At 54.6% G+C, this 25,223-nt stretch carries 28 protein-coding genes and 1 pseudogene; 18 read left to right on the top strand and 11 right to left on the bottom strand.

The annotated features are described in order from the left end of the window. Positions 1–365: 365 nt before the first annotated feature. On the top strand, positions 366–2,552 hold the full coding sequence (locus AC0L39_RS02955) for a sensor domain-containing phosphodiesterase (protein WP_473260620.1): 2,187 nt from the start codon (positions 366–368) through the stop codon (positions 2,550–2,552). Between the two features lie 40 nt (positions 2,553–2,592). Here AC0L39_RS02955 and AC0L39_RS02950 read toward each other — a convergent pair whose 3' ends face one another. Beyond that, positions 2,593–3,831, bottom strand: a complete 1,239-nt coding sequence (locus tag AC0L39_RS02950; RefSeq protein ID WP_473260618.1) for a sensor domain-containing phosphodiesterase — start codon at positions 3,829–3,831, stop codon at positions 2,593–2,595. Positions 3,832–4,269: 438 nt separating this feature from the next. On the opposite strand from AC0L39_RS02950, the gene AC0L39_RS02945 reads away from it, so the two are divergent. The 7 genes from AC0L39_RS02945 (at position 4,270) to AC0L39_RS02915 (ending at position 8,009) form a co-directional block, all read left to right on the top strand. After that, positions 4,270–4,524 (top strand): cold-shock protein, encoded by a 255-nt coding sequence (locus AC0L39_RS02945; RefSeq protein ID WP_473260616.1) that lies wholly within the window; start codon positions 4,270–4,272, stop codon positions 4,522–4,524. Positions 4,525–4,891: 367 nt separating this feature from the next. Beyond that, complete coding sequence (locus tag AC0L39_RS02940) at positions 4,892–5,023, top strand: hypothetical protein (RefSeq protein WP_473260615.1); 132 nt, start codon at positions 4,892–4,894, stop codon at positions 5,021–5,023. A 168-nt stretch (positions 5,024–5,191) separates the two neighbouring features. Then, positions 5,192–5,410 carry a hypothetical protein gene (locus tag AC0L39_RS02935; RefSeq protein ID WP_473260613.1) on the top strand — a complete coding sequence of 73 codons (219 nt, stop codon included), beginning with the start codon at positions 5,192–5,194 and terminating at the stop codon, positions 5,408–5,410. A 167-nt stretch (positions 5,411–5,577) separates the two neighbouring features. After that, positions 5,578–5,796 (top strand): hypothetical protein, encoded by a 219-nt coding sequence (locus tag AC0L39_RS02930; protein WP_473260611.1) that lies wholly within the window; start codon positions 5,578–5,580, stop codon positions 5,794–5,796. A gap of 355 nt (positions 5,797–6,151) precedes the next feature. Continuing rightward, complete coding sequence (locus AC0L39_RS02925; protein WP_473260609.1) at positions 6,152–6,523, top strand: bleomycin resistance protein; 372 nt, start codon at positions 6,152–6,154, stop codon at positions 6,521–6,523. A gap of 446 nt (positions 6,524–6,969) precedes the next feature. Next, positions 6,970–7,521: a hypothetical protein gene (locus AC0L39_RS02920; RefSeq protein ID WP_473260608.1), complete on the top strand. Its 552-nt coding sequence runs from the start codon at positions 6,970–6,972 to the stop codon at positions 7,519–7,521. Beyond that, positions 7,518–8,009 carry a hypothetical protein gene (locus AC0L39_RS02915; RefSeq protein ID WP_473260607.1) on the top strand — a complete coding sequence of 164 codons (492 nt, stop codon included), beginning with the start codon at positions 7,518–7,520 and terminating at the stop codon, positions 8,007–8,009. The genes AC0L39_RS02920 and AC0L39_RS02915 overlap by 4 nt, the downstream gene beginning before the upstream one ends. A gap of 219 nt (positions 8,010–8,228) precedes the next feature. Here the strand turns inward: AC0L39_RS02915 and AC0L39_RS02910 are convergent. The 5 genes and pseudogenes from AC0L39_RS02910 to AC0L39_RS02890 form a co-directional block, all read right to left on the bottom strand. Continuing rightward, a pseudogene (locus AC0L39_RS02910) lies at positions 8,229–8,578 on the bottom strand (DDE-type integrase/transposase/recombinase); the annotation flags it as partial. 271 nt (positions 8,579–8,849) lie between these two features. After that, positions 8,850–9,554 (bottom strand): aspartate/glutamate racemase family protein, encoded by a 705-nt coding sequence (locus AC0L39_RS02905; RefSeq protein WP_473260605.1) that lies wholly within the window; start codon positions 9,552–9,554, stop codon positions 8,850–8,852. Between the two features lie 210 nt (positions 9,555–9,764). Then, positions 9,765–10,178, bottom strand: a complete 414-nt coding sequence (locus tag AC0L39_RS02900) for a DUF4279 domain-containing protein (RefSeq protein ID WP_473260604.1) — start codon at positions 10,176–10,178, stop codon at positions 9,765–9,767. Between the two features lie 151 nt (positions 10,179–10,329). After that, on the bottom strand, positions 10,330–10,731 hold the full coding sequence (locus tag AC0L39_RS02895) for a PaaI family thioesterase (RefSeq protein WP_473260602.1): 402 nt from the start codon (positions 10,729–10,731) through the stop codon (positions 10,330–10,332). Further along, positions 10,728–11,885, bottom strand: coding sequence for an aromatic ring-hydroxylating oxygenase subunit alpha (locus tag AC0L39_RS02890; protein WP_473260600.1), 1,158 nt, complete (start codon positions 11,883–11,885; stop codon positions 10,728–10,730). Before AC0L39_RS02890 ends, AC0L39_RS02895 begins: the two co-directional genes overlap by 4 nt. A 63-nt stretch (positions 11,886–11,948) precedes the next feature. Between AC0L39_RS02890 and AC0L39_RS02885 the strand changes: the two genes are divergently transcribed. Beyond that, positions 11,949–12,569 (top strand): TetR/AcrR family transcriptional regulator, encoded by a 621-nt coding sequence (locus AC0L39_RS02885; protein ID WP_473260598.1) that lies wholly within the window; start codon positions 11,949–11,951, stop codon positions 12,567–12,569. Between the two features lie 199 nt (positions 12,570–12,768). Beyond that, entirely contained in the window at positions 12,769–13,239 is a 471-nt protein-coding gene (locus tag AC0L39_RS02880; RefSeq protein ID WP_473260596.1) for a DUF6463 family protein, read from the top strand. Between the two features lie 239 nt (positions 13,240–13,478). Here AC0L39_RS02880 and AC0L39_RS02875 read toward each other — a convergent pair whose 3' ends face one another. Together AC0L39_RS02875 and AC0L39_RS02870 are read right to left on the bottom strand one after the other, a co-directional pair. Next, complete coding sequence (locus AC0L39_RS02875) at positions 13,479–13,886, bottom strand: ATP-binding protein (protein ID WP_473260594.1); 408 nt, start codon at positions 13,884–13,886, stop codon at positions 13,479–13,481. A gap of 19 nt (positions 13,887–13,905) precedes the next feature. Then, complete coding sequence (locus tag AC0L39_RS02870; RefSeq protein WP_473260592.1) at positions 13,906–14,595, bottom strand: PAS domain-containing protein; 690 nt, start codon at positions 14,593–14,595, stop codon at positions 13,906–13,908. Between the two features lie 554 nt (positions 14,596–15,149). Between AC0L39_RS02870 and AC0L39_RS02865 the strand changes: the two genes are divergently transcribed. Then, entirely contained in the window at positions 15,150–15,578 is a 429-nt protein-coding gene (locus AC0L39_RS02865; protein ID WP_473260590.1) for a PRC-barrel domain-containing protein, read from the top strand. A 295-nt stretch (positions 15,579–15,873) separates the two neighbouring features. Then, a complete protein-coding gene (locus AC0L39_RS02860) occupies positions 15,874–16,011 on the top strand; it encodes a hypothetical protein (protein ID WP_473260588.1) in 138 nt (45 codons plus the stop codon). Positions 16,012–16,557: 546 nt separating this feature from the next. Here the strand turns inward: AC0L39_RS02860 and AC0L39_RS02855 are convergent. The 3 genes from AC0L39_RS02855 to AC0L39_RS02845 all read right to left on the bottom strand — a co-directional run bounded on the left by AC0L39_RS02855 (position 16,558) and on the right by AC0L39_RS02845 (position 19,191). Then, entirely contained in the window at positions 16,558–17,073 is a 516-nt protein-coding gene (locus tag AC0L39_RS02855; RefSeq protein WP_473260587.1) for a CBS domain-containing protein, read from the bottom strand. A gap of 512 nt (positions 17,074–17,585) precedes the next feature. Beyond that, positions 17,586–18,515, bottom strand: coding sequence for a MopE-related protein (locus tag AC0L39_RS02850; protein ID WP_473260585.1), 930 nt, complete (start codon positions 18,513–18,515; stop codon positions 17,586–17,588). A 280-nt stretch (positions 18,516–18,795) separates the two neighbouring features. After that, positions 18,796–19,191 carry a response regulator gene (locus AC0L39_RS02845; protein ID WP_473260583.1) on the bottom strand — a complete coding sequence of 132 codons (396 nt, stop codon included), beginning with the start codon at positions 19,189–19,191 and terminating at the stop codon, positions 18,796–18,798. 253 nt (positions 19,192–19,444) lie between these two features. Here AC0L39_RS02845 and AC0L39_RS02840 point away from each other — a divergent pair, with 253 nt between their 5' ends. The 6 genes from AC0L39_RS02840 (at position 19,445) to AC0L39_RS02815 (ending at position 25,223) form a co-directional block, all read left to right on the top strand. Then, positions 19,445–19,906, top strand: coding sequence for a phosphate signaling complex PhoU family protein (locus AC0L39_RS02840; protein WP_473260581.1), 462 nt, complete (start codon positions 19,445–19,447; stop codon positions 19,904–19,906). Continuing rightward, entirely contained in the window at positions 19,860–20,129 is a 270-nt protein-coding gene (locus AC0L39_RS02835; protein WP_473260579.1) for a PhoU domain-containing protein, read from the top strand. Before AC0L39_RS02840 ends, AC0L39_RS02835 begins: the two co-directional genes overlap by 47 nt. A 77-nt stretch (positions 20,130–20,206) precedes the next feature. Beyond that, positions 20,207–20,866 (top strand): DUF2490 domain-containing protein, encoded by a 660-nt coding sequence (locus AC0L39_RS02830; protein WP_473260578.1) that lies wholly within the window; start codon positions 20,207–20,209, stop codon positions 20,864–20,866. Positions 20,867–21,162: 296 nt separating this feature from the next. Further along, the gene (locus AC0L39_RS02825; RefSeq protein ID WP_473260576.1) at positions 21,163–23,241 is read left to right on the top strand and encodes a hypothetical protein; all 2,079 of its coding nucleotides are present in this window, start codon (positions 21,163–21,165) and stop codon (positions 23,239–23,241) included. Between the two features lie 212 nt (positions 23,242–23,453). Beyond that, positions 23,454–23,903 (top strand): hypothetical protein, encoded by a 450-nt coding sequence (locus AC0L39_RS02820; RefSeq protein WP_473260575.1) that lies wholly within the window; start codon positions 23,454–23,456, stop codon positions 23,901–23,903. 150 nt (positions 23,904–24,053) lie between these two features. Further along, positions 24,054–25,223, top strand: coding sequence for an MFS transporter (locus AC0L39_RS02815; RefSeq protein ID WP_473260573.1), 1,170 nt, complete (start codon positions 24,054–24,056; stop codon positions 25,221–25,223).

Raw genomic sequence — 25,223 nt, 5'->3', positions numbered from 1 at the left:
GCGGATGATAATCCGGCTGTTCGCCGCGCTTTGGCTATGCCTGCGGACTCTGAGCGCACTGACCTCAAAGGCCAGACTGCGCCGAAGCGTTGATTAATGGACCGAGGTGGTCAGTCTACCACGTGGCAATTCGCACGCTTGGCAGTACGTCCCAGGCTGGTATTCGACTCAACTGTTTCGGCTCGCGATAAGCAGTAATGGCATACCACCGCTGGAATATTACAGAAATATCTGTTCATTCATAAGTAGATGAGAAATCAGAATTCCTCTGGAATTTCTTAAGAATTTTTTGCCATGCGTTTACGATGTCAAAGCCTGAAATCCAAAGCGAAGATGCCCGTTGCGATACGCTGCGATCATTGCAATTGCTTGACGCTCCTCAGCTCGAGCCGTTCGACCGGATCGTCGATCTTGTGACGAGAACATTCGATTGTCAGTTGGCGGGGATCCGACTGGTCGAAGACAAGCGCACTTGGTGTCTTTCTTCCACCGGGCGCATGGTGCCCGAGGAAAGCCGCGAAGTATCGTTCGCCGCGATTTGTGCTGAAAGCGGTGAGCCTCTCCTGATTGAGGACACTAGGGACAATGAGCGCTTCTGTCAGAGCCCTATTTTAGGCGGATCTCCGCATGTACTCTCGTGGGCGGGCGCGCCGATTTGCGGCCCAGACGACGTGGTCATTGGAGCGCTGTGGGTCCTCGATCCTGAGCCCGGCAAGTTCTCAGAAGTGGATCTTGAAACGCTCCAGCGTTTCGCCAAGACGATCAACGATCTCATTACCGCGCATATGCACTCGCTCATTATGAACGTGATGAACGAAGCGATTTCCGAGAATGCGACCAGACTTGAAAGCACCAATCTTGTGTTTCGCCAGGCCGAGCGCGTGGCTAAGATAGGCACTTGGAATATGGTGGTCGAGAGCGGTGCCCTGGAATGGTCTGATCAGGTCTACGCCTTGCACGGGCGCGAGGCTGCTCGCCCTATTACCGTCGAGGAAGCAATTCGGTACTATCAGACCGACTACCGTCCATTGGTACAAGCGTGTCTCGAAAAGACCATTGCAACGGGCCAGCCCTTCGAATTCGAGGCCAATATCATCTGTGAAGACAATGGTATCAAGCGCGTCAAATCCATGGGCGAACTCCTCAAGGCGAAGGGCTTCCCTGATCGGATCGTCGGTGTCGTCCAGGACATCACGGACTCGCACGTCGCAACGACAGCGCTCAAAAGGGCAGCGGATCACGATAGCCTGACGGGGCTTTACAATCGCTTCGCATTCGACCGGCTGCTCAAGCGAAAGATCGAACGCCACAATAAGAATGGCAGCAATCTGTTCATGATCCTGGCGGACCTCGATGGGTTCAAGGATATCAACGACACCTATGGGCATCTTGTTGGCGACGTGGTGCTTGAGGAAATCAGCGACCGGCTGGCCAAGGCCATGCCGGAGGGTTCTGTTCTTGCGCGCTGGGGCGGCGACGAGTTTGCCATCATAGCGCCCATCGGCGCGTCCAAAACCGAAGTTGAAGCCATCGTGCGCGCTGCACTCGAGACGATTTCCATCCCGGTTCAGATCTCCTACGACACCGTCCGAGTCGGTGCCACCTGCGGCATCGCGCAATTCGAGGGGCGTATGGGGGCCAACGAAATGGTCCGCATGGCTGACCTAGCGCTTTATCATGGCAAGAACCGTGAAGCGGGCACGTTCCACCATTACGAGGCCAAGCTCGAGCAAGAGAGCCGCGCCAGACAAGAGGCTTTGTTGGAGGTCCGCAAGGCGCTCGACAGCCAAAGCATCTACGCAGGTTATCAGCCGATCATCGACCTTGCAGATGGCCAGGTCGTGGGATTAGAAGCCTTGATGCGCCTTAAGGCGCCTAGTGGTCAGACTGTGAGCGCCGGGGATGTCCTGCCTGCTCTGGTCGATCCAACGCTCGCGCGCGAGATCGGCGTGCGCATGCTGGACCTGCTCTGCCGTGACTTCAAGACCGTTACGCAGGCGTATCCCGATCTGCAGTTCGTTAGCATCAACGCGTCGGAAGCCGATCTTCTCGGCAGGGGTTTTTGCGATCATTTCCTTGGAGAGCTGCGCAAGCATGCGATTGCACCAACATCGGTGACGCTCGAGGTGACCGAGACAATGTTGCTCGTGAATGACACCGAAACCGTTCGACATGTGCTGCACAAGCTTCACCGGGCCGGCGTATCTATAGCGCTTGACGACTTCGGAACGGGCTATTCGTCGCTGTCGCATCTCAGGGATTTCCCGATCGGTAAAGTCAAGATCGACCGATCATTCATCCAGGATATCTGTGACAAACACGAGACGCGGATGATCGTTCACGCGCTTGTCGCCATGGGCAGAAGCCTCGAGATCGACATCGTCGCGGAAGGCATCGAGACAGAAGCCCAGCGAAGTCTCTTGATGCAAATGGGCTGCGGCTTCGGGCAGGGTTTTCTTTACAGCTCCGCGCAAAGCGCAAGTCGATTGCCCATTGCCGGCGCTCGAAATTGGTACGATAGGAATTCGGCTTCTGCCGCGAAGTCAGCATGAACCCAATAGCGGACCTGATCTTCATTCATTAGCCGGAAACTCAAGCTTGCCATTGCAATGCGTCGATGGAGCTCGGTCTGCCCAATAGATACCCTTGGATGTGGTGAAACCCCAGCTCTTCCAATGCAGAGAGTTCTTCTTGAGTTTCCACGCCTTCGGCTATGATTGAGCACTTCACGGATTGCGAGAAGTTTGCCAGAGCCGCTGCCATAGCTTGCCTGCTTGGGTCGGTACCGATCGAGCGAACGAAGAACCGGTCGAGCTTTATGATGTCCGGTTTGAGCTCGAGAATTTGTTGAAGGCCGCTATATCCGGAGCCTGCATCGTCAATGGCAATCCGGACGCCGGAACTGCGAAGCGGTTCGAGCGATCTGGCGAGCGAAGCGGCGTCTTCGATTTGTTCGTGTTCGGTTAGCTCGACCACCAATCGTTCTGGCGGAGACTTGCTCAGCGCAGCTCGCAATTCCGGACTTGCCGCGGTCATCGGTGAGCAATTGATTGTCAGGTAGCTCTCGCTGGGCAATCGCTCGAGCTCTTCCAACGCCTTTGTAATAGCCAGCAATTCGAGCTGACCTCCCAAGCCAACCGATTGCGCTTCAGAAAACCATTGATCTGGTGATCTTATCTCTTCGGTACGAAAGCGTGAGAGAGCCTCAAATCCGGACGCACGTTTTGTCACTGTGTCCCATATCGGTTGATAGACAATGTCGAGCAGTTCTTCTGCAAGTATGATCGCGATCTGATGGCGTCTCAGCTCATGAGCAGCTCTAACCTTTTGGGTTTTTTCAACCTCCATCGCTGCCATATCTGCGAAACATCGCATGACATTCAAATCGCGCTCATTAAAGGTGTGATTAGCACCCGGTCCTAGGCAGCAGAACATCCCATACAGTTCACCGTCTGCCAGGCGTACGGGAACACTGACGTGTGAGCCGATCGGCACGGCTGCCGTGATGGGCATGGACACGGCTAACGGTTCTGCAGCCGTATCGGGGATCAGTTCCGGCAGGCGCCCTTTCAGAATATGCCGACAATACACATCATTGAGCGAACGGCGATCGCCGACTTTGATAAGATCCTCCAACCCAGGCGCATCGACACGTCTAAAGACAGATTCATCGCCAACGATCTCTGACAGATAAGCAACTTCAAGACTGAGGTGCTTTCGCGCCGCTTGCAGCGATCGTTGGATGATGTCATCCGTGCTGGAATTTTCTGGCACGAGTGCGGACACTGAGGTGACCGCGGTATCGAAGTTAGAAGAAGTGTATTGTTGCATTAGAGTGACTTAGAGGGGTTGTGTTTCTAATTCGATAATTGTCCGCTCCCAATTTGCACGACGAAAACAGTCGCCTCATCTTAATCGACTACCCTCATGAATTTGGACGAAGAGGACAAGCCTCGGCACATGCAATTCTGTAAAGACGCGTAGGCAAGTGAGGTGTGGGGCCGGTTGCGCAATGTCAGGTTGGTGCATTCTGAGAACATGAAGCAGACATTCCGCTTCAGACCCTAATTGCGGACATCGGTTCTATTTGTAGATCTTGCTTCACACGGCGGTTGTAATCGAGCCCCGGCATAGCCATCTAAAGTCCAGCTATCAGTCGCAATCGACGGTCACCGCTTCCACAGTTGGAAGCCCTTTCCTTCAGTTCCGCCTCAGAGTCGCAGCCGGGTCTATTCTGGCGCGCTGCAAGCTTACGTGAAGGAATAACACATGACACATTTTGGCAAGATCAAGAGTTACGACAGCAGCATGGGCACGGGCTCAATCACGCCTGAAGAGGGTGGCGAAGCGCTCCGCTTCAAGAAGGCGGACCTGCAACAGGAAGGTCAGGTACCGAAGGTCGATCAACGTTTCAGTTACGAAACCAGCGAGGTCGACGGCGGAAAGAAGAGTGCCGTAAGCTTGCAGCATCAGCAGGGCGAACCTTCATCGCTAGAGAAGCAGGCTCGCGCCCAGCAGGGCTGACGCCAACAACAGGGCCGGGGATATTTATCTCCGGCTCACGCTCAACCTCAAGCACCAGGATCCTTCGCCATGCCGATAAATCAGTTTCTCTTCGATCAACAGCTAGCGGCCATGAAAATCGATCGCTCGGGTTCAGCGGAAGAACGCCAGCACGTTTCGAACTGATGGCATGCCGTGCGAAGCGGATGGGCGAGTGGCAAAAGGTGAACGGCCCTTTAAAGACGGGCAGGCCTCGTGACGCAGGCTAAGGTCAGTCAGAGCTTTGACGAGATTGTCGAGCTCCTGAATTCACAGCCTTAGCCAAATAAGCGTCGGCTATTCAGCTAGCTGGAGAGTGCTTTGGCTTCAACTCGGATCGGAACAAGTCATGTCCATACGCCAGCGTAAATCGAACAAGGAAATTCGCAAGCCCAAGCAGGTGAAGCCGAAGTCGAACGCATCCCAGCCAACGGTCAAACCCGGCGAAGACAAAGGGCTGGAAAACATGAGGAACGATTGAGGCAAGCAGTGCCCGCTTTCTAAAGGGAGCCCTCCTGCAACAAGACTCTCGTCCAAGCTCTCCAGCGATGATCGCTTTTCCGCACGTCTAATGACATTCGGCGCTATGCATGTCGGTAACGAGGCCATAGCGCAGCCCCATTTCCCTTTCGAGAGGGGAGGTCATTCCTTGCCATATTATCGTTTTCATGAGGCGGATAGCTCTGCGGTCGTAATCACCAACGAGATTTCCGGCACGAAACTGCCAAAGGCCAATTCAAGTTGGAAGGCCGATGGGCTTACTGAAGTGGTTGTTGGAGGCCGCATCAGATTCGGTGTGGAGCCTTCAGAGATTATTGCCACCATCGAAAGGGACGGCTTCTACCTCGCGAAGCAGGAGGCAAGTTGAGGTTGAGGACTGATCTATTGACTAGTCAAAGCTCCAAAGCGGATGATCCGGCTCCGATTGCATGGCCCCCGTTGCGATCGGTATCGAAAGCTCTTCAAGCCGTGCCCCAGCCGAAGATCGCGGACTTCGCCACCCTCCGAAGGATTAGTATGAAAGCACTCCGAATCTTGACCGCCGCCATCGCCCTGATCATGGTGGCCATGACGTGGCAAGCCAGTCGACTTCCTAGCTGGATTGCAGTGCCGGCGGTCGCGGCGCTTGTTATCTGGGGATTGAACTTGGATTGGCGCAGAAAAAAGAGATTGGCTGATGTGAAAGCGGCGAACAGTGAACGCGCTAATCGCCGAGCAGACGAGCCAGCGAACCGTTCCAGCACGGAGTTCTAGTAACGAACGTCGGCCGTACTCACTTACTGCGGTTAGCAAGGCATCTGTGAAACAAAGGCCTTCTTCCAATACTGACTGACCCCGATCCTAGGTCAGTTTAGATCAGAATGGATTGCTATGACCTCATTCCACCGTCATGAGTGCCTCTCAGCGCCTTCAGATGCTATCCTGAAAACAGACAGGCGGCTTTGCTCGGTGCTGGCCAAGAGCGGCTGCTCGGCTCACGAGCGAGTTGCTGTCGCAATACAATTTTTTCTAGGCGCGGAGCCGAACCTACCTGCTATTCATAGATAAAGCGCGACGTGCCTGTCTGATCACCTGAGGACTGATCGCTTACTAGTTTGGGGGCAAAGCAATGGATCTCGCAACACCTAACCTTCCGTCGACTGACTTCGAGGCGACTTCCAAGTTTTACGGAGCATTGGGCTTCCACGAGACTTGGCGTGATGACGGCTGGATGGTTCTGAAACTTGGCTATATCTGCTTGGAGTTCTTTCCCCACCCAGATCTCAAACCTGATGAAAATTGGTTTAGCTGCTGCATTCACCTCGATGATCTTTCGAGCTTTTACGGGTCTTGCCAAGCGGCAGGTATTCGCGAACACGACAAGGGTTGGCCAAGATTGCATGCCCCCAATGTCGAGCCGAGCGAGCTGACTATCGCCTACTTGGTCGATTGCGACGGGACATTGCTACGCTTGATTCAATATGGATCTCCCGACGCTTGAATAGAAGTATCGTCTGCTTTTTACCCAATTTGCAGCCGGGTTCGCCGAGGTATTGAAGCGCTAAGAGCAGACAGTCTGATAACGACCCATACCCAGTCGTAGACCAAGATGTGGCAAATATATCTCTTGCAGACACTGCGCTGAAAATTCACAGGGCTTACGCCTCGCTGCACTTCAAATCCGATTGCAGGAATCAGCGAATCATTGGATAATTGATCTGCGGCCTAACGCGATTGTGCGTCCTGAGCCGTGGAGGTATTCACAAATGAAGTTTGACAGTATCGCGCTCGGGCTCGTGGCCGTAGCGGTCGTGATGCATGGCCCTATCCAGGCGCAGGATGTAACGAACGACGCAGACGTGCCAGTCCCAACAATGTCGGTACGATGCCCCATGCGAATTGCATGTCTGGCCGACCGAGAACTATCTCGGTGTCAAAATGGGTCTCTTGAGCGGGTTTGGTGCCATCGGTGCGGTCGCCGACCAAGCAGCCAACAAAAAGGGCGTCACCAATATCAAGACGCTGATGCGCGATTATCTTGGCCCGGACATTCAATTGAGCGAACTTCAGAAGCTCGACTATGTCAGCAAGCTTGGTCTTGATCCTGCGCAATACGAAGTCATCGTCCACGCACCAACGCCTTGGAACGAAGACCTTAAGGACAATCCCGAACTGAAGGTTGCCACCAAGGCATTGAACAAGAAAATCAAGGCCGGTCAGCGCATAACCGACAGCACTAAACCGTGCTACGCTGAGCTGATTACCACGCATATCTTCTATCATAAGGCGATGATGTATGGATCGAACCTCTTCACCGGTTGGAACTACCGCGTCTTTGATGGCAATAAGCTGGTTTCAAGTGGTCAAGGACAGGTGAAGAGCCCGCTAGAGCATTTCCCACCCAAAGATGAAACAATGGTCGAAGCCGCGCAGATCGAGCTACGCGATGCCTATTCCAAAGATTTCTCCGAATGGGTGCAGAAGAAGTCTGGTACATGAAGACGGCAACCCTTCACAAGAAGCAAGGCCTTTTGCTAGGGGCGATCCACGGCAGGCGCGTCGCCCACCGCCTGATCGTATGCGCTGCCGCGCTGCTTCCTCTGGCATTCTCACCGGTAGAGGCGGCTGAGCAGGCCGACGTCGAAGCGCCAGTGAGCTTGGAAGACAGCGTAAGTCCGCTACGCGCCTTTCTTCTCGCCGCAGACAATAGCGATATGGTGGGAATGTCGTCTTGGATAACAACCAAGCGTGGCGTTTCAGCGCGCGAACTGACGAAGAAGCTCGAGGGTTGCTATTTGCGCCGCGTCTATTCGACGCCAGATGATACCGTTCTCGCCGCCTGGATGTGCTCTGAAAAGGGAGATTCATCGCGGGTTCTGATTGCCGAGCTGACCGGCAGCAAGAGTGATGTCACAGTTGTTATAGCCCGTGAGGACCGAAACAAAATCCCGGCACCTCCGCGTCAGGGCTCTGCGCTCGCCGAGTGAAACAATATGACTATGGGTGGAAGGCGGTCAATGCGTTGAAGAAGGCCGCTTTTCACCCATAGGATGCCAATAGCGGAGGAAAGAAATGTGATCGGAACCTTCATCACGGTTGGCATGCCCGGGATATCGATCGGGCTTGCACTATTGGCTCCTGGCCTCTCCTAGATTTCCGATGTTCGCTCGGCATGGGCCGCACTCGTGTTAGCCTGGTTCGTCTGGCTGACTCTTAGTGACATAGCTTTCCAGAATCGCGCCTTCATGATTCACGGCGCGCCACAATTAATGCGGCTCTCGTTTGATCTTCACGAAGATTCATCGACGTGCCAACACCAGTTTGTGTTGCCATTCATCCGGCTAATCCACTGCCGCTTGATATCAGCCGCAAACATCGAGGCAAACCTGTTCCACCACAAGCGTACCGTCTCGTGGCAGATATCGGTTCCGCGCTCGAATAGCAGGTCTTCCACGTTCCGCAGCGAAAGCGGATACCGGACATAAAGCATCGCGACCATGCGGATTACATCAGGTGACGAGTGAAGATAGCGGAACGGATTCTTTGGCTTGTTCATCCAAGCCAGCCAGCAAGCCCGCCAATCAGCGGCCATCCTTTTGACAGCTTGCTCTAACCCGATAGTTTGCCGAGAGGAGTAGGTTTATACGGAATTTTTATGCCCGTTTCTCGGTCGGCGCATTTTTGTCGAGCTCAGCCGAGAGCGAGTCGGACTTTTCGTGGAGCCTGGTGATCTATGTTGTTTCTCAGGCCTGCTTCGTAATAATGATGAGCTGTCATACGATCTTTACTCGCAGCTCGGCTTTAGCTCGTCATGATGAGCGCCGCCGTTAGTCTTTTGCTTCATCTGCCATCGACCAATTTGCAGCCACCTGGCAGTGAATTCGTGCGGTGTCATAAACGGGAAGAACATTCGCGTCGACGTCGACCACCAGGTCCAATTCTGTGCACGCAAGAATGACCGCCTTTGCACCCGCTTGTTGACCAACAGCGATGGCAGTCTTGACTGTCCTCTCCGCGCTGCGAGTGGCCTTGCCAAGTTTCAGTTCTTCAACAATACACCGGTGGATTTCTGCAGAACTGGACTCGCTCGCCGACACCAGCTCAATCCCGCGTTGTTCAAACCTGTCGCGCAGGTATCCCTCGGTTACAACGGATTGCATGCCTAACATCAATGCTTTGCCTATCCTATCGGCTTCCATCTTGGTTGCCGTGCAGTCAGCGATATGCAAGATAGGCGTATCGACAGCTGCCGCAATCTCATCATAAGCACGGTGCATCACGTTGGCTGCAATCAAAATTCGCTCGGCTCCACTAGCCTCGACTCTTTTTGCGGCATCGACGAGCTGAGACGTAGCGATCTCCCATGCTTCGTCGGTCTCAAGATTGGAAAGCAGCCTATAGTCAAGGCTCTCAATCGCCATAGGGACGCTCGCATGCTGGCCCAATTTGTTTCGAACAAGGCGATTGATCTGCTCGTAATAGGTGCGAGTGGAGAGCCAACTCATCCCGCCAATCAGGCCAAGCTTGCGCATCCGTCCACTCCTTATTCGCTACCGATCCAGGCAAGTTAGAAGCGTGCATACCATCAGTCCATGACCCGTACCTGTTCAAAACCGTATATCTCTGAAACAAGCTGACCTGATAGCTGGCACTTACCGGCTCTTCTACCGACAGCAGTCAGTCTGCTTTTCGGCTCCAAACGTTGAAAGAAGACCTTCAGCTACCGACCCGATTACGGACGTTTAGGTGCCATCGCTTTCGTAAATGTCGAAATCGAGAAGCAAGCCGCGCTCAGCTATAGAATTGCGCAACGCAGGGCTAAGTTCCAAACCATCATTATAGGTGCTCATCCAAAGTCCGCAGAACACCACTCCGCGGAATTGTCGGGTCAGCGTTTGCCAGAGAGCTAGATCAGGCGTCAGCTGCGCAAAAAGGCCTTCGATTTGGCGATTGAGATTCTCTGGCTCGCACCTTTCCGCTTCGATCCGCCACGAGCCTGTATATGCGACCTTCTCGACACCACTAAAGGTCGTCCACTTCCCTCCTTTAACAACGCCAACCGTAGGAGGCGCGCCGAGCAAAGCAGTGACTTTGCCCGGGACCAGCTCGTCACCATAGAAGCCGATTGTTGCCGCAGATTTTAGTAAGCGTCTCATCGCAGGAGCTTACACATCGAGCGACTGCTTTCCACCATTAGCGGCCTTACAGCGGCCACAGAAGCGATCCCGAGAGCAGACAGGCGTTTACGGCATACCAGCCGAAAGCGGTCGGTCTGATAACGACCCCAATTGCGGACCTTGATACGTCTCAGTAAAAAATCATCTGGGTGCACCGGAAGTAAGCGATCTTCCGTCCAGTTTGTTCGTGCGTAACAATCGAGTCCCACACCTGAGTGCTGCGCCCAAGATGGACAACTGATGAGCGAGCAATCAGTGTGCCATCGCTCGCAGTGCCAACGAAGTTCGATTTGATTTCGACCGTAGTATAGCCCTTTGCTCCATCCGGCAGAGCATTGCCCGCCGCAAACCCGCACACAGAGTCCGCAAGCGCAACTACACTTGCGGCGCGCAGTGCGTTGGCACCGGAGCGAAGGTGGACAGGGCCGATCTCCATCTTTGCTTCGAGCCAACCGTCACCTTCGCCCACCAGAGTAATGCCCATATGCGGCACAAGGCCGCCGTTCGGTGGATTGAAACGCTTGTCTGTCATGCTGCCTCGCTCTTCCCAATAAAGGCATCGACGGTGCGGTTGAATTGGTCGAGTGCACCCTCGAACCTGCCAAATGTCAGCACATCGTTGGCGCCGGATTCCAGACCTGCCTGGATACCTTCACCGATCTCAAAGTCCTCTTCGAGAGTCATGATCGTGATCTTGTGATTGTGTCGCCAATAGGCGTCATCCTTGCCCTCTGCCAAATGCCCGCTCTTGGGGGCCAGAGTGACAAGCCTCAACCCTGTCTGCCCGGGATGGGAAGGTTGGCTGGTGATCCACACGACGTGGTCCTGCTGCACCAACAGCTGGGTCGTAGGAAACAAGGTATAAAGAACATTGGCGTGATCGCGCACGCGCCATTGTTCTCGATCTTCATCGCCGAGCGAAGCCATGCTGGTACGCGGAAGAACTGACCGCATGTGCGGGCCATAGGCACGGTAACTGGACAAATTGTCCTCAAAGTAAGGACCGATTGTGGCGCGATGAGCCACGCGGAAATGATATGCCTCGATTCCCCCTTCGACGATGATTTTCCAGTTTGCCGCGCTCTCAATCCGATCTTCCGCCGCGATCACCATATTCGCCATGCCCAGGCTCTCTATCTCGCCAGCCATAGGAGCGAAGTGGTCATTGAAATCGAACGTGCCGCCGGGATCAGGAACAACCCAGATCAACCCGTATGCTTCCTTGGTGGGCAGTTCATTCAGACCGATCTTGGATTTGTCGACGCCTTCAAAACCGCTCTCGAAATGTGGTGCGCCGATTAGCTCGCCAGAACTGGCGTAGGTCCATGCGTGATAAGGGCAGGTGAAGCGATGCTTGCAGCCAGCATCCTCTTCCACAAGGCGCGCGCCGCGATGGCGGCACACATTGAGGAATGCGCGCACGACACCCTGCTTGTCTCTTGTCAACAGTACCGGCAGACCTGCGACCTCGCACCGCAGGTATGCTCCTGCACCATCAAGCTCGCTCGAATGTGCCGGCGAATGCGGCAAATTGCGGAAAATCGCCGCCTGCTCGCGTTTGAAGCGCTCGTCGCTGACGTAATTTTCGACAGGGCTGAGAGCGACTTGCTCATCCAGAAAAGGAGATTTGGCGGCTTTGAGGTCGAGCAATTCGTCGATCAACTCAAGTTCTGTTGCGCGTTCCATACGAGTCTCCTTACCGTTCGGTAGGTATTTGACTTACCGCTCGGTAAGTGTCAAGTCTCGCAAATGTCAGACGCCGTCCTCGAACCCACCTCCACCCGTGACCGGATGATTGCCGAAGCACGTGAGTTGTTCGCAGACAGGGGCTTCTATGGGGTCAGCATCGCGCAAATCGCCGCTGAGCTTGGTTTCACCAAGCAAGCCCTGCTCCATCATTTCGGAACCAAGGCAAAACTCTACGGGCTCGTTCTTGAGCAAATCGCGAACGAACTTGCAGAGCTACGCCCGGGATCAGATCTGAGCGATGATCCCGCAAAGCAATTTGCCGAATACTTCGTGGCGATGATTTCAGACACACCAGAAAAGGTAAACCGATCGAGGCTGCTGATGAGGGAAATTGTCGACAATCGAGCACGGGCGGAAACGGCTGGCAGCTGGCACCTGAAGTCCTTCTTGGAAGAACTGACTGCTATGCTCCGTGCGGTTCCCAATTGGGCAAAGGCTAGCGACGCGAAAGTTCTAGCCGCAATCATACAGCTATTGGGGGCACTGAATTATCAGGCCGTGTCCGGACCCACCTTTCGCGGAATCTTCGGCGCGCAACCCATGGACAAAGTTGATGCTGCGTTCGCAAATCAACTGCGAACAACTGTTGGCGCGGTTTTGAAAGCGGGACCTGCGAACTGAGCCGAAAACGTAGGTCCGCTTTCCACCCCAATGTCCGACATTCCACGCTTCAAACTGCGAAGCTGAAAGCTGCCGATCCCCATTCATTCACATTGCGGCTCAAACTGGGCCGACAGCAGTCAGTCTGCTTTTCGGCTCCAAACGTTGAAAGAAGACCTTCAGCTACCGACCTTAATGGCGGACGAAGCGACGATGCCGCTTGCACCCGAAAGCAGACAATGAAATCAAGTATGCCAGTTTGGCGACGGGAGATCGCAAGATGCAAAGATGGGCTGCAATCCTTCTCATCGCATTCGCAATTTTTCATTTGGCGATGACCTATATTCTCTTTCCCGAGGCCGTGGGTCGCATAGTCAGTGCGGGTCTCTTCGGCGGTAGCAAATGGGCATTTGACGATATTGAAGCTTTGGCCGCGTTTTGGTTCAGCGCATACAGTTGGCCGGCATTGGCGTTGGGGGTCAGTATTCTCGCAGCGCTCCGCCGTTCAGCCGCGTTTGACGGAGCTCGATCTGCCGGTTTAGTTTTGGCTGGCTCGGTAGTCTTCTGTGGTGTCATGCTACCGATATCGGGCCTTTGGGCGTTCCTCATTCCGGCGCTGATGCTGATAGCTTCTTCTCCGCGACAGCAGGACAGCCAAACGGCAAGCGAGCGTGATTTCATGCATAACTGAGGGGCTGATCACAGCTTATGTTTTGCGTGATCCCCAGAAGCAGAAATTCTGCTTTCCACCCCAATCTCCGACATTCCACCCTTCAAACTAGGAAGCTAAGAGCTGCCGATCGCAATGCATTCACGTTGCGGCTGAAACGGGGCCGATTGCGGACCGCCCGGTCTTGGTCGGATTTGCCGGAAGAGCAGACCTCTGTAGGTCATTCCGCATGCACCTTGTTAAACTGAGTGAGCTGCAGCTCAAGCGAGCAAATCAGGATTCCCTTGGCCGGAGTTCAAGACAGCGCGGCCCCCGTCTTCCTCGATCTCTGTTGGAAGCGAGTTGGGCAGATCAAGTGTAAAAATCGCGCCGGTCCCAGATGACGTCATGCTCATCTCGCCCTTCAGGCTGCGGCTTATCGCTCTAACCAGTCTCGCACCAAGATTGCCTTCTTCGGGCCATTTACTGTCTCCGAGGCCTACACCATCGTCGCTGATACTTAGGCGAACGCGGTCAGATCCCAGTGCTTTCAAACGAACTTCGACGAGACCTTCCGCTCGATCCATGAATGCGCGCTGGAAAGTATTCGACAAGACTTCTGAGGCCACCAAGCCCAGATTAGCAGCGTCGTTTGTCCGCATAGGTATCGTATCGGTATCGATATTCAATCTGATCGAGCTGCGACCATCAAGCGCGCCGACAGTTGAGGCGACGCGGCTGATATAGGCGCCAGCGGATACAACATCGTACCTCCCGCCCCTCGGCATACTGGTTTGCGTGAACTCGTCGTAGAGCACACTCAAAGAGTCTCATCCGGCGCGCGAGAACATCGAATGACCGGATCGGGACTGTCTGATCCTGGCTTTGGGCTTCGAGCCGTACCAACGAAGCCACCATTGCGAGATGGTTTTTTACTCTGTGCTGCGTCTCCTGAAGCAACTGCAATGCTTCCTTCGAAGAGATCGCCGCCTCGCTCTCCGCTGGACTAAGCTCTGACTGAATACCGATAAATGCAAAAAGATCGCCACGATCATCGTGGATCGGTGCAATCATCAGGCGATTGATGAAGAGCTCGCCGCTGGCTCGATAGTTACGAAGGTCGACTGTGACCGCCTCCTCGTTCTTGATTGCGTTACGCAATTTGTCGCGCGCCTCTTGGTCGCGATCGTCTTCCTGTAGAAAACGGCAATTGCGTCCTAAGGCATAGCTGGCACTGTAACCGGTGACCTTTTCGAAGGCTCGGTTGACGTATATAATGGGATGGTCCTCTCGATTGGGGTCAGTGATGACCATCGAGAAAGGGAGCTGCGCCAAAAGATCTTTGGCCTTGTATTCATCGATTCCCAAGTCGGTGGTCTGCTCGGCTCCATCCGCCATCAGTTGCTCCCTTCTTGGCACACGCGAAAAGTGCGGATCGCGCGAACGGCAATGACCTCTCGGTATCACTAGGTATAAGAAATGGAAGGGAAATTGAACATGTATTGGAGAGTTTTCGCAATCGGTGGGCTTGGCTTTCTCGGGTTTCGATACTTGAGCAAGCGCCAAGCGCGCAAACACGCAGCTTGTGCCGAGAATGACGCACATTTGAGCAAGTCCGACGTCCGAAACACGGTACCCGGGACGATACGCGATTCGGAAAATGATGAGTGGACCAAGACCGACGAGGAACTAGACATGACCTTTCCGGCGAGCGATCCGCCGGCGAATTATTAGTGCGCGCGCCTCTAAGAAAATTGCACTGAAACCTTAGCGGTTTTCGGGACTTGCTAAACATCGTGCATATTCTGGTTCGCGTCAAATTTCTTGGAACAAGGGACTGGTTGTTTTCGTAGGTTAAGTAAATCGATGGCGCGCGAGATGCCGTCGCAGCTTTTCAAGCCGACTTGAGCCTACTGGGGCATCCGCCATCGATCTCTTTAATGGAGGGAAAAATGGTAGCCGCCGTAAACGCACACCGCGAAACCATGGTCGCCCAATCGCTCGACGAGCGGGCAGGCCGTGAGAGCGACAACACGACGCTTGAGCAATCTGATCTCATCGCATCAGACCGTGTTGAGGGAACCGAGGTCTTTAGACCGAACGGCGACAAGATTGGTCGCGTCGAGTATCTCGTGATCGAGAAAACGACCGGTCAAGTCAAAGTGGTCGTCATGAGCTTTGGTGGGTTTCTTGGTCTCGGCAAGGAACACCGTCCTGTTCCTTGGGATGCGCTCAACTACAACACAACGGTTGATGGATACGTCGTAGCTGTAGATGACGACACGCTGAAGGGCAGTCCGATAGTGGATCAGAGCGATGAATCGATCTGGAATCCAGCATATCAGCGAGCTGTCTATTCGCACTGGGGGTTGCAGTACTGAACCCAGGCCCGAGCAAGCCGAAAACCATGGCGCCCGCGAATTTGCGGGCGGTTTTCGAACGACAGGTGAGGTCCAAATGTCGAACACAGTCTCAAAACCAAGAAAGACTGGATGGTTGTGGTTTCCCTAATCCTGCTTTTTGGCGGGCTTGCCGCGATCGTGCTTAGCGATCCACTTGAAGACAGCTCGGAGGAACAGATTCCTGAGATACCAAGCGTGGATCTCGACGACCGAGGCTCCGGCGGAGAACAAATGACACTCTTCTGGAAAGGGCCGATCACTCGGATAGATCGACGTGGCTGAGACACCTGATGAAACCGAAGGCGAAGTGATCCACACTCGTCATGAAAACGGGCGAGACGTTGGCATCTGCGCAATCTCCGAAGACGATCGCGGTTTGATGCGAGCAGGCAGCAAGGCTCTCATTCCTTAATCTCGTTTTCTGCGCTTCTTATCGTCAGCCGGGACACAGCCAATGGTCGTGATTGACCGGATTTTGGACACAAGGGGCAATGATCAATTGGTCTGGCGCGCGATCGACATGGCAAGACAAGATCGCCAGGCGACTGGGGCTACTCGCTTCACTGATTTGCAATGTGCAGCAATTGAACGGGCGTGCGCGTTCGAAGAGAGCGATGAGCCATCTGATTGTGATCTGCGCGCAGTGTTCGTTTGAAGTTCCTAAGAGTGAGCACTGAGATACTTCAATGTCGGTAATTCGTACCGCTAACTCAACGACAAGAATCTGGTGGAAAGCAGACACAAGCGGTATCAGCGGTCTTGATTGAGCGCTCTTGTCCTAATCTCCGCCAAACGACTGCTGGTGGACTGGCTTGGGGCACAGATTGCGTAATTGGCAGATTGTTGTCGTCCCTTGGGCCATCGACGATAATGAGCCCGGACATACCGAGGCTGCGGTGCGGTTGGCAGCGATATGAAACTCTCATTCGGAAAAGCATACTTGCTCTCAGGATTGCAATCAGGTGAGGCTGACCACGGCTAAGATGATGGCTGCCGTATAGATCAAGATACTGACGAGAATAAAAGTAGGATTGATCCGGTCGGGTAAGGTCGCCTGTGTAAGCTCCTTGAATCTCTCAAGAAGCTCGGGCCACGTGTATGAAACAAAATCGCCTTGCGACATCACAGCAATCAACTTGCCATCATCATCAACAACTGGCAGCCGGCGGAAGCGCTCGTTCGACATCAGTCTAAGCCAATCGATCATCTCATCATCGGCCATTGCCGTTCTGACAGAGGTCGTCATGATTTCTTCGACTTTGGTGGACTTTGGGTCGAGTTCCTCAGCGGTGAGACGACGGAAAATGTCGCGTTCCGTCATCATACCGATCACTTGCTCGTCGCCGTCGACAACGATAATTGACCCATAGTTCATGGCCGACATCTGCTTAACGGCTTCAAGCACGCTTGTCGCTGGCGCGCAGGTCAGTGGCTTAGGTTTCTGTGCGAATTCTTTTTGGTCGCTAATCTTCATTCTAATGTGTCCTCATTGAATCAAGCGAAGCGGCTAAGGCGAGATGTGTCTCTCCTATGATCCGAATGCCTCGTTTGCGAAAAAATGTTGCTGGAGCAGCAATCCGGCTGCCTTTCTGGCGCGGCGATAACCGCACATCCGTGCGAGGTTTCGCTTTCAATATCAAAGGTGTCGCTTGCTAATTGATCGTGTTGACTCAGAACACCAATAACGGCTCAGCTTGAGATTGTTTCCGAAATGCTGATCCATCGTCACACGTACATCTCGCAGTAGTTTTCGACCTTGCTCCAAAACTTCACTCGGACCAGGGCCTGTATTTGGGGGCATTTACCGAATGACTACCATCTACGTTTTGTAGCTAGACGCGGACCGCCGCCTTCCAGCTCCTTTGGAGAGTCCAGATTTGAGCCGAGATTGGGTAGAGAGCGAAGGCTTGACTTCGGTCGTCAAAAACCAGGGGTCATTCACGACTGGATGACCATTGCGACTGAGCTTCAACGCCTGCTCATTTTCTAATTGACGATGCGATCGATATCTCCATCGCAATTGTTATCTATCCCATCGGTCAGGTCTTCGGTTGCATTAGGGTGCACCGAGGAGTTTCTGTCATTACAGTCTCGCCCAGTTAAAGGCCGCCGGCGACTGGCAAATGCAGGATTTGAGACTTCCCAGTCAGTGAATCCATCTCCATCACGATCAAGTGTTCCGATCGTATTGGGGTCACAGTCCTCATCTTTGTCGTTAGCGATTTCGATGTTTCCGGGGAATCTGCTGGAATCATTGTCGTCGCAATCCAATCCCCCTGCACTTATCGGGGAAAACCCGTCGCGATCGCGGTCAATTTTTGCCACAGTCTCCTCCGGCCTAGCCATCGGCATCAAAGGCCGTAGTCGATAACGCGTGACTCGCGCACCCTGTCCTTGGGCAATCACCATAACTGGCTGGTTGAAAAATCCGGAATTGTACAATCTGCCCCAGAGTGAACTTCGTTTTGGTATCCTAAGCTCGTAGTAGTTCCGATTTGCAGGTGGATCGTTGGCTAAGCGGGCGACTGCTGCCCTGTATACTTCAAATAGCTCTGCACAATTTTCGCGATTATCAGCTTCGGGCGCCGCGCTGCCGTCGAATGAGGAGGTCGTCCACCCACAAACTCCCTTGCGCTCCACGATCAATTCCGAGGCAGGTGTAGCAGCGATATTGGGAACGATATAATGCACAAAGTTGTATCGACTGGTGGGACTTGTTTTAGCAAAGACGCGGATGCCGGGGCGAATGATCGCCGTGTTTGCCGGCGCTGCTTGCCTTCTGGTCGAAACACTAGGGCTTCGAACTGCCGGTGTGCGAGAGGGTGTGACCGGTTTTTGCACCTCAACCTTCTGTGTCGGCTTTATTGGCGTCTTGATCGGCGGTATTTGTGGACGAACAGGGCTGGTCTGCGCCAAGCTGGCATGCCCTACGACCGCAATTAAGGCCGCACCTATTACGTGTCGAGCTTGAAACATTTTCTCCCTCCTCTTGCGATCACTATATCACTTTCTCCACAAATCTCGATTGGGGGCGTTAATCAGTTCTGCGATCTGAAAGGCTGTGTCACGAACGTTTGGCGACAAGCTCAATTGGGAGCGGAAACCGAACGGCAGTTTTTCGCGTTCTATATGCCAGAACCGGACCGACCGCTTCCGACCCCAGGAGGGCCCTTGCGGCGGACGATAAGCCCTCTTGCTATTGGCGCTCGAGCAGGGCCTGAACCGATCGACTAACGAAGCATTGGGGGGCAGGCTTGCTGATCGAGGTGACTTGGTAGCGCTTCGCAAGCCTCTTCATCTCCGGCCCATCACTGCTATGGAATACGAACGGTACCCCGTGATCTGAAAGTGTCTTGGCAATCGGCTCGCTTGTTTGATCATTGCCAAGGTCAATGTCGAGAATTGCCGCGGCAAACTGGCTTGCATCCGGACGTAGCTGGTCAAAGGCGTCTTCGCAGCAGGCGACATGCTTCGAGGATAAACCGTGATCCAGCAAATCATCTGCGATGGCCAGTGCGATAAGCGCATCATCCTCAACGATGAGGACACATTGGCCGCTATCGGGCTCGGAGGCAGAGCAGCTGCAAGCCATCTGATTAACAAATGATAGGCCGCCTGAAATGTTCCGGCCCAGTTTAAATCACGAGATCAGTGTCAACAATTGGGCAACAAAGAGGACGCCCACACACGGACACCTTCCGGCTGAACATCGAAGTCCGCAAATGGGGCTGCAATGCCGAAATTGATGAATTTTCTGCATTCAGAGGAACCTTGGTTTCCAGCAGCGCCTGTCCTACGTCGCAAATGCGATTGCCAAACTGTAACAAAAATGTCATGATTCTGTAATGAAACATGCAGTAATCGATCGACCCCATACGATTTCCTCCTTCGACGACGAGCTTGCTGAGGTAGAATCCCTCATTAACAGAATGGCTTCCCTCGCTCAGTGTTCGCTTGGCGAAGCGATTGCCGCGCTGGAAACAGCCGACCGTGCAGCCGCTCAGCAAATCGTCGCCAAAGATAAGGTGATCGATGAACTCGAACTGTCGATCGAGCGGCTGGTTCTCCTGACAATTACGTCGCACGCGCCAATGGCGGAAGACCTCCGCTTCCTCATCGTCGCGATCCGCATTGGCAAGATGCTCGAACGCACTGGCGACCAAGCCAAACGCATTGCCTGGCGGGTCAAGAAGCTGGGCCCCGATGAGATCGGCCATAGCCTCACGCTGATCTCGCACTATGGCAAAATATGCGAACGAGATGGTCGAGACAGCCATCCAGAGCTTCAACGAGTCCAGCCCGGCTGAGGCTCAGGAGGTCGTCCGCGCCGACGCCCAACTCAATGGAATGCACGACAAGCTAGCTCGCGCGCGCGCGGACGAGATGGCCGCAGGTAACCTGCGTATCGGTCACGGAATCGAGATTATTTCGATCGGCAAGCAGCTCGAAAGAGTCGGGGACTATGCTGCCAGTATCGCGCGCGATGTTCTTTACATGGTGACTGGTTCGCGCGAAGATTCAGAAAAATGATTACCCCTTCCATAGCCGACCAGAAAAGTTTTTAAGTTTGGGCGCTGTTTGTTCGCGGTTCCGACAAGGGGTGCGTCATGGGACTTGGATCAATCAAATTCGTTGCCGTCGTTGGCTCACTCGCTTTCATCATGTGTCAGCCGAGCCAAGCGATTGCGCAGGACGAAGACTTTCAGTTTTGGTTACTGACGAGTGCCGACGGGCAGCTCGACGAGGATACTTTCGTCACGGTCGATGCCACCTATCGCGTGCGTGAGGATGCGCGCGGCGGTAATGAACGAACACTGCGGTTTCTAGTCGAACAGAAAGTCAGCGGCTTTGCAAAAATTGGTGGCGGGATCGGCGTTTTCGAAGCAGCGGGCGGTCAGACCCAAATCCGTGTAACTCAGCAGGTCGCGCTGAAAGCCGACCAATTTGATAGTCGTACGCGTCTGGAGGAGCGGTTCTTCGACGGAGCCGGTCAGGTCGAACTCCGACTTCGCCAGCGCGCCCGCTACACCCAGCCTCTTGCTAAGGACTTAAGCGCAGCGGTCTCGATCGAATGGCTTCATTTGCTTCAGCCGAGGTCCGAAACAATAAGACATCGCGATGAATTCCGACCGCAAATTGGGGTTTCTTACCGTATACGCGACGACCTCGCTCTCAGGGCAAACTATCTTGCCATCGTGTCACAGCGTGGAACTCTGCGCGACCGTATCAACCATATCCCGCAAGCCAGCATCGCTTGGAAGTTCTAGCGCCGCGATTCGAGCGTGATTATCGCAACGACGACTTCTTTTGGGCCGAAAGCGGTCAGTCGGCTTTGGGTTAGGGAACGCTAAAAGCTGACCTTCAGCCCTCTACCTAAACTAGGCTATTCTTTGATAGCCCGCAGCAAAGGTGAAGGCGGTACGACAAGCAACTGTTAGTGACGAAGAGAGAAGCATGCCGCCATTTATCAACCCAATCCCACTGGAGACGGCCAAGACGTGCATCCCGAACGATTGCATAGTCCTGTTTTGAAGGTAGTCTGCGTCGCGGGGGAGAGTTCTTCTTGGATCGGACGCAGCTTGAGGGACTTGAACGGGTCAAGGCCATTCTGTTTGGCGAGTTTAGGCTTGAAGCGCCCAACGGCGACATCGTTGCGCTTACAAATCGCCGGGCCAGCCTGCTGCTGGCGGTGCTCTGTGTTGAGCCCGGGCATTCGATGGACCGCGAGGCGCTGGCGAAGCTGCTATGGGCAGATCGGTTCATTCCGCAAGCCAAGGCCAGTCTTCGGCAGTGCTTGCATGAACTCAAGAGCAAACTCAACGCTCACGGCATTGATGCGCTCGTTGTTTCACGCTCAGAAGTCGCACTGAAGCCAGATAGCCTGCGCTCTGACTTAGACGCGCTCGGGGCCGCCATTTCTACCGGAGATGCTGAATATATTGTCGACCAGTTATTGGCCATCGGCAATCGTCTCTTGCTGCAAGGGGTGTCACTAAATCCTTCCTTTGACGAATGGCTCGTAAAGCGCCGGGATCATGTCGATGCACATCTGCGCTCCGGCCTAACCGAAGCTATCCATTCAGCCGCCAAGGAAGACGCAGAGCGCCTTGTAGAAGCGGCGCGAGCCCGGTTTCCCTCCTATCGGACCTTCAAACACGTAAGGCCTGAGGCCACTCTTGCGCTCTTACCGTTCACACAGATCGACGCCGTTGGCGGCAATTTCTTTCTCGCTGATGCCGTCGTCGATGAGCTCTCGATGCGGCTTGCCAGTGTGAACGGTGTTGCGCTGGCGGGCCGGACCTCGGTGACGGCGGTTGCTGGAAAGGGTGGTACGCTGACTGATATGGCGTCCTCGCTAGGGGTATCTCATCTGATCGAAGGCGAGGTGCGGCGGAGTCAACGGAAGACTGAGGTCCGTATTGCGCTAATAAATGGCCAGACGGGTACGGAACTGTGGTCTGATCGTGTAAGCGGTTCGATCGAGCACTTCTTTGACGGGCGCCAAGTGATCGGCGCTAATATTATTGCTGCGATTTGTAGCGCCTTAGGTCTTGCAGCCACTCCGACACCCTCGCGCAAGATGACCCGTGACCGCGAGGCCTATGCGCTTTATCTCCAAGGTCGAGCTATGGTCCAGCGGATCGGCGGGGCGGAGGTCTACGCAAAAGGGGTGGAATTTTATGAGCAGGCGCTGGAGATCGACCCCAAATTTGCCGAATGCTGGACCGCGCTGGCTGACGCACACATAATGACTGCAGCCCTAACGCCAAGCCTCAAGCGTCTGGAGCAATCCGCCGAGGGAGCGCGCTGCGCGGAGCGAGCGCTTACGCTTGATCCTGACAAGGGCCACGCATTTTCGATTCTCGGAATTCACGAATGGACAAGTTTCAATCCATTGCGCGCCTTGGAGCTCTCGTTCGAGGCCTATGACCGCGATCCAAACGATCCCGATGTGTGTTCGCGGCTTGGCTCTTGCCTGCTTTATCTGGGCAAGGCAGGTGACGCGCTTCCCCTTATCGAGGAAGCCGTAGATCGCGACCCAGTCTATGCGCGCAATCATGGAATGCTGACGTCAGTCCACCTGTGTTTGGGAGACTTCGAAAAGGCATACATGTGCGGTCAGCGAATGGTCGATCTGGGTTTTCCTGGAATGTGGCTCGGCCTGTCACTTATGGCGCAAGGCAAGTACGAAGAGGCGGTCGAGACCTATTACGCCTCACGCATTCATCTTGGAAAAACCGTCATGCCGCCTCCGGGCGTAGCGCCGCTGGATGAAGCGGCGAGGGACGCGTATTTCGATATCACATCGCGCGGAGTGTGCAGCGGCAAAGAAGCGAACCGTGCCGCATATTGTCAGATGCTCGACGGATTGCACAGCTCTATGCCGGACCCTTACGATCCCTCGATTTCCATCCCTGCCATCTGGATGGGGCATAGCGAACTTGCCATGAAAATTTACTCCGAACGCATCCATCCGGCCAACATGTATGGTCTGGCGAGTCTTTGGATCGACATCGACCCGATCAACCGCACGATCCGCCACCCCGACTTTATGAACTTTGCAGAGCGCATTGGTATGGTCGAGGCATGGGAACGCTTCGGGTGGCCCGACCTGATCCCCATCGACCCGCGAACCGCCTGATTGGGCCGCTTTTGACGCTTTTTTGACGATTGCCCCCATTGCCGCCCCTGGTGATTGGAGGCATCACTCCACACAGAAATTCGCATGACATTTCAACGGGTGAAAGCCCGGTTCGCAGGAGGTGTGTTTCCCGCGGGCCGCGGCGAAGCTTTGCCTTGCGAATGCATTGTCATTCGGTTTCCGACGCACAGAGTATTTGGGGGAATTCAATAATGAAATCGATCAAAACAACACTAGCCGCCGCCACGCTTGCGCTGGTCGCCACCATTTCAACGCCTGCGCTCGCCCAGGACTTCCCGCTGAAATCGGGTGAGTATGTGCAGATGACGGGCATCGACGTCGAAGATGGCGAAGGCACGCTCAAATACGCAGAATGGCTGGCGGGCGAATGGACGCGGTTCCAGGATTACGCAAAGTCGCAGGGCTGGATCAACGATTACGGCATCTACGCGAATGTCCATGCGCGCCCGGGCGAAGCCGATCTCTTTCTCGTAACAACCTTCGCCAGTCTGCCTGACGCGGCCGAGCAGGAACGCCGCGACAAAGCGTTTGATGAATGGTCCCGCACCAATGTGCAGGAACAGTTCGCAGCCAGCGGTAACCGCGCTGAATACCGCACAGTGATCAGCTCGATGATGCTGCAGGAATACACCAAGCGTTAGGGGTGCAGCGCCCCCCCGGCAGGTGAGTTTGCGACCCGGTTACCTGCCGGGACACTCGGTTCCAAAGCGATCGCAAAATTAAGGTCTGCATTCGTCGTCCCGCAAGACGCCGATGGCGCTTGTGTCATGCAATCGAAGAGGACAAGATATATGCAGAAGGCACTAGCGCACGGCGTACAATCGCAACCAGCCACGCTTCCTGCGCTTTCCGAACACCGCATCGCGCGCTTTGCTGCGATAATCGTCCTCTATTTTTTGCAAGGTGTGCCGATTGGTCTGTCGCTGGTTGCACTGCCCGCATGGCTAGCCGAAGCAGGCGCATCGCCGCTGGCAGTGGGCGCGTTTGTTGGTGTTGCCTTGCTGCCTTGGTCGACCAAGCTATTCAACGGTTTCCTAATGGATCGCTTCACCTTCAAGCCGATGGGACGCAGGCGAGGGTGGATCCTGCTGGCGCAAGTGATGATGATAGCCGCGCTGATCGTGATGATAATCACCGCGCCCGGCGCCAGCGACATCGCGCTTCTTACCGCGCTTTGCTTCGCTCTCAATCTGTGTGCGACCTTCAACGACGTGGCGGTGGACGGAATGGCGGTGGACATCGTGCCCGAAAACGAGCGCACTGCCATCAACAGCGTGATGTTCGCCAGCCAGACCGCTGGTGTCGCGGCGTGCAGCGTCCTAGCCGGGCAGACGCTCGCTTCCGGTGGAACGGCTACGACCGCTTTGATCCTAACGGTCGTTGTCGCCAGTGCGTCGTTGTTCGTAAGTGTGTTCCGGGAGCGTCCGGGTGAGCGGTTGCTGCCGTGGTCACTAGGTCAGGCGTCGCGCGAATGTGAGGAGCGCCAGCATGATGCCTGGTGGCCGATCCTGTCGGGAGTTTTCAAATCGATCCTTGTGCCTCGCACCTTGATGTTCCTCCTCGCCACCGGATGCGGAGGCGCCTCGTTGGCGTTTGCCGATGCGGTCAATCCTACGCTCGCCGTTCAGCAGCTTGGCTGGTCGAGCGAGCGCTATGCCAACTTTGGTGCGATGGTTAACATCGCTGCTGCGGGTTTTGGTCTTTTTGTTCCGTTCGTGCTTGAGCGCATACTGGGTTTGCGTTGGTCGATACTGACCCAGCTTGCGCTGATTGCGCTCCTGGCCGTGGTTGCCGGGCTAAGCCTTCCCGCTTGGCAAAATGATCTACCATTTATGGTTCTGTCGTACCGCCATGTATATCTTTTCTATCACGCTAGTGATCAGCGTGATCGTTTGGGCGATGCGGATCTGCAATCCGGTGATCGCGGCGAGCCAGTTCGCGTTGTTCATGGCGATCCCTAA

This window comes from Erythrobacter sp. K21-9, assembly GCF_055808355.1.
This window is presented reverse-complemented; position numbering and strand designations above follow the sequence as displayed.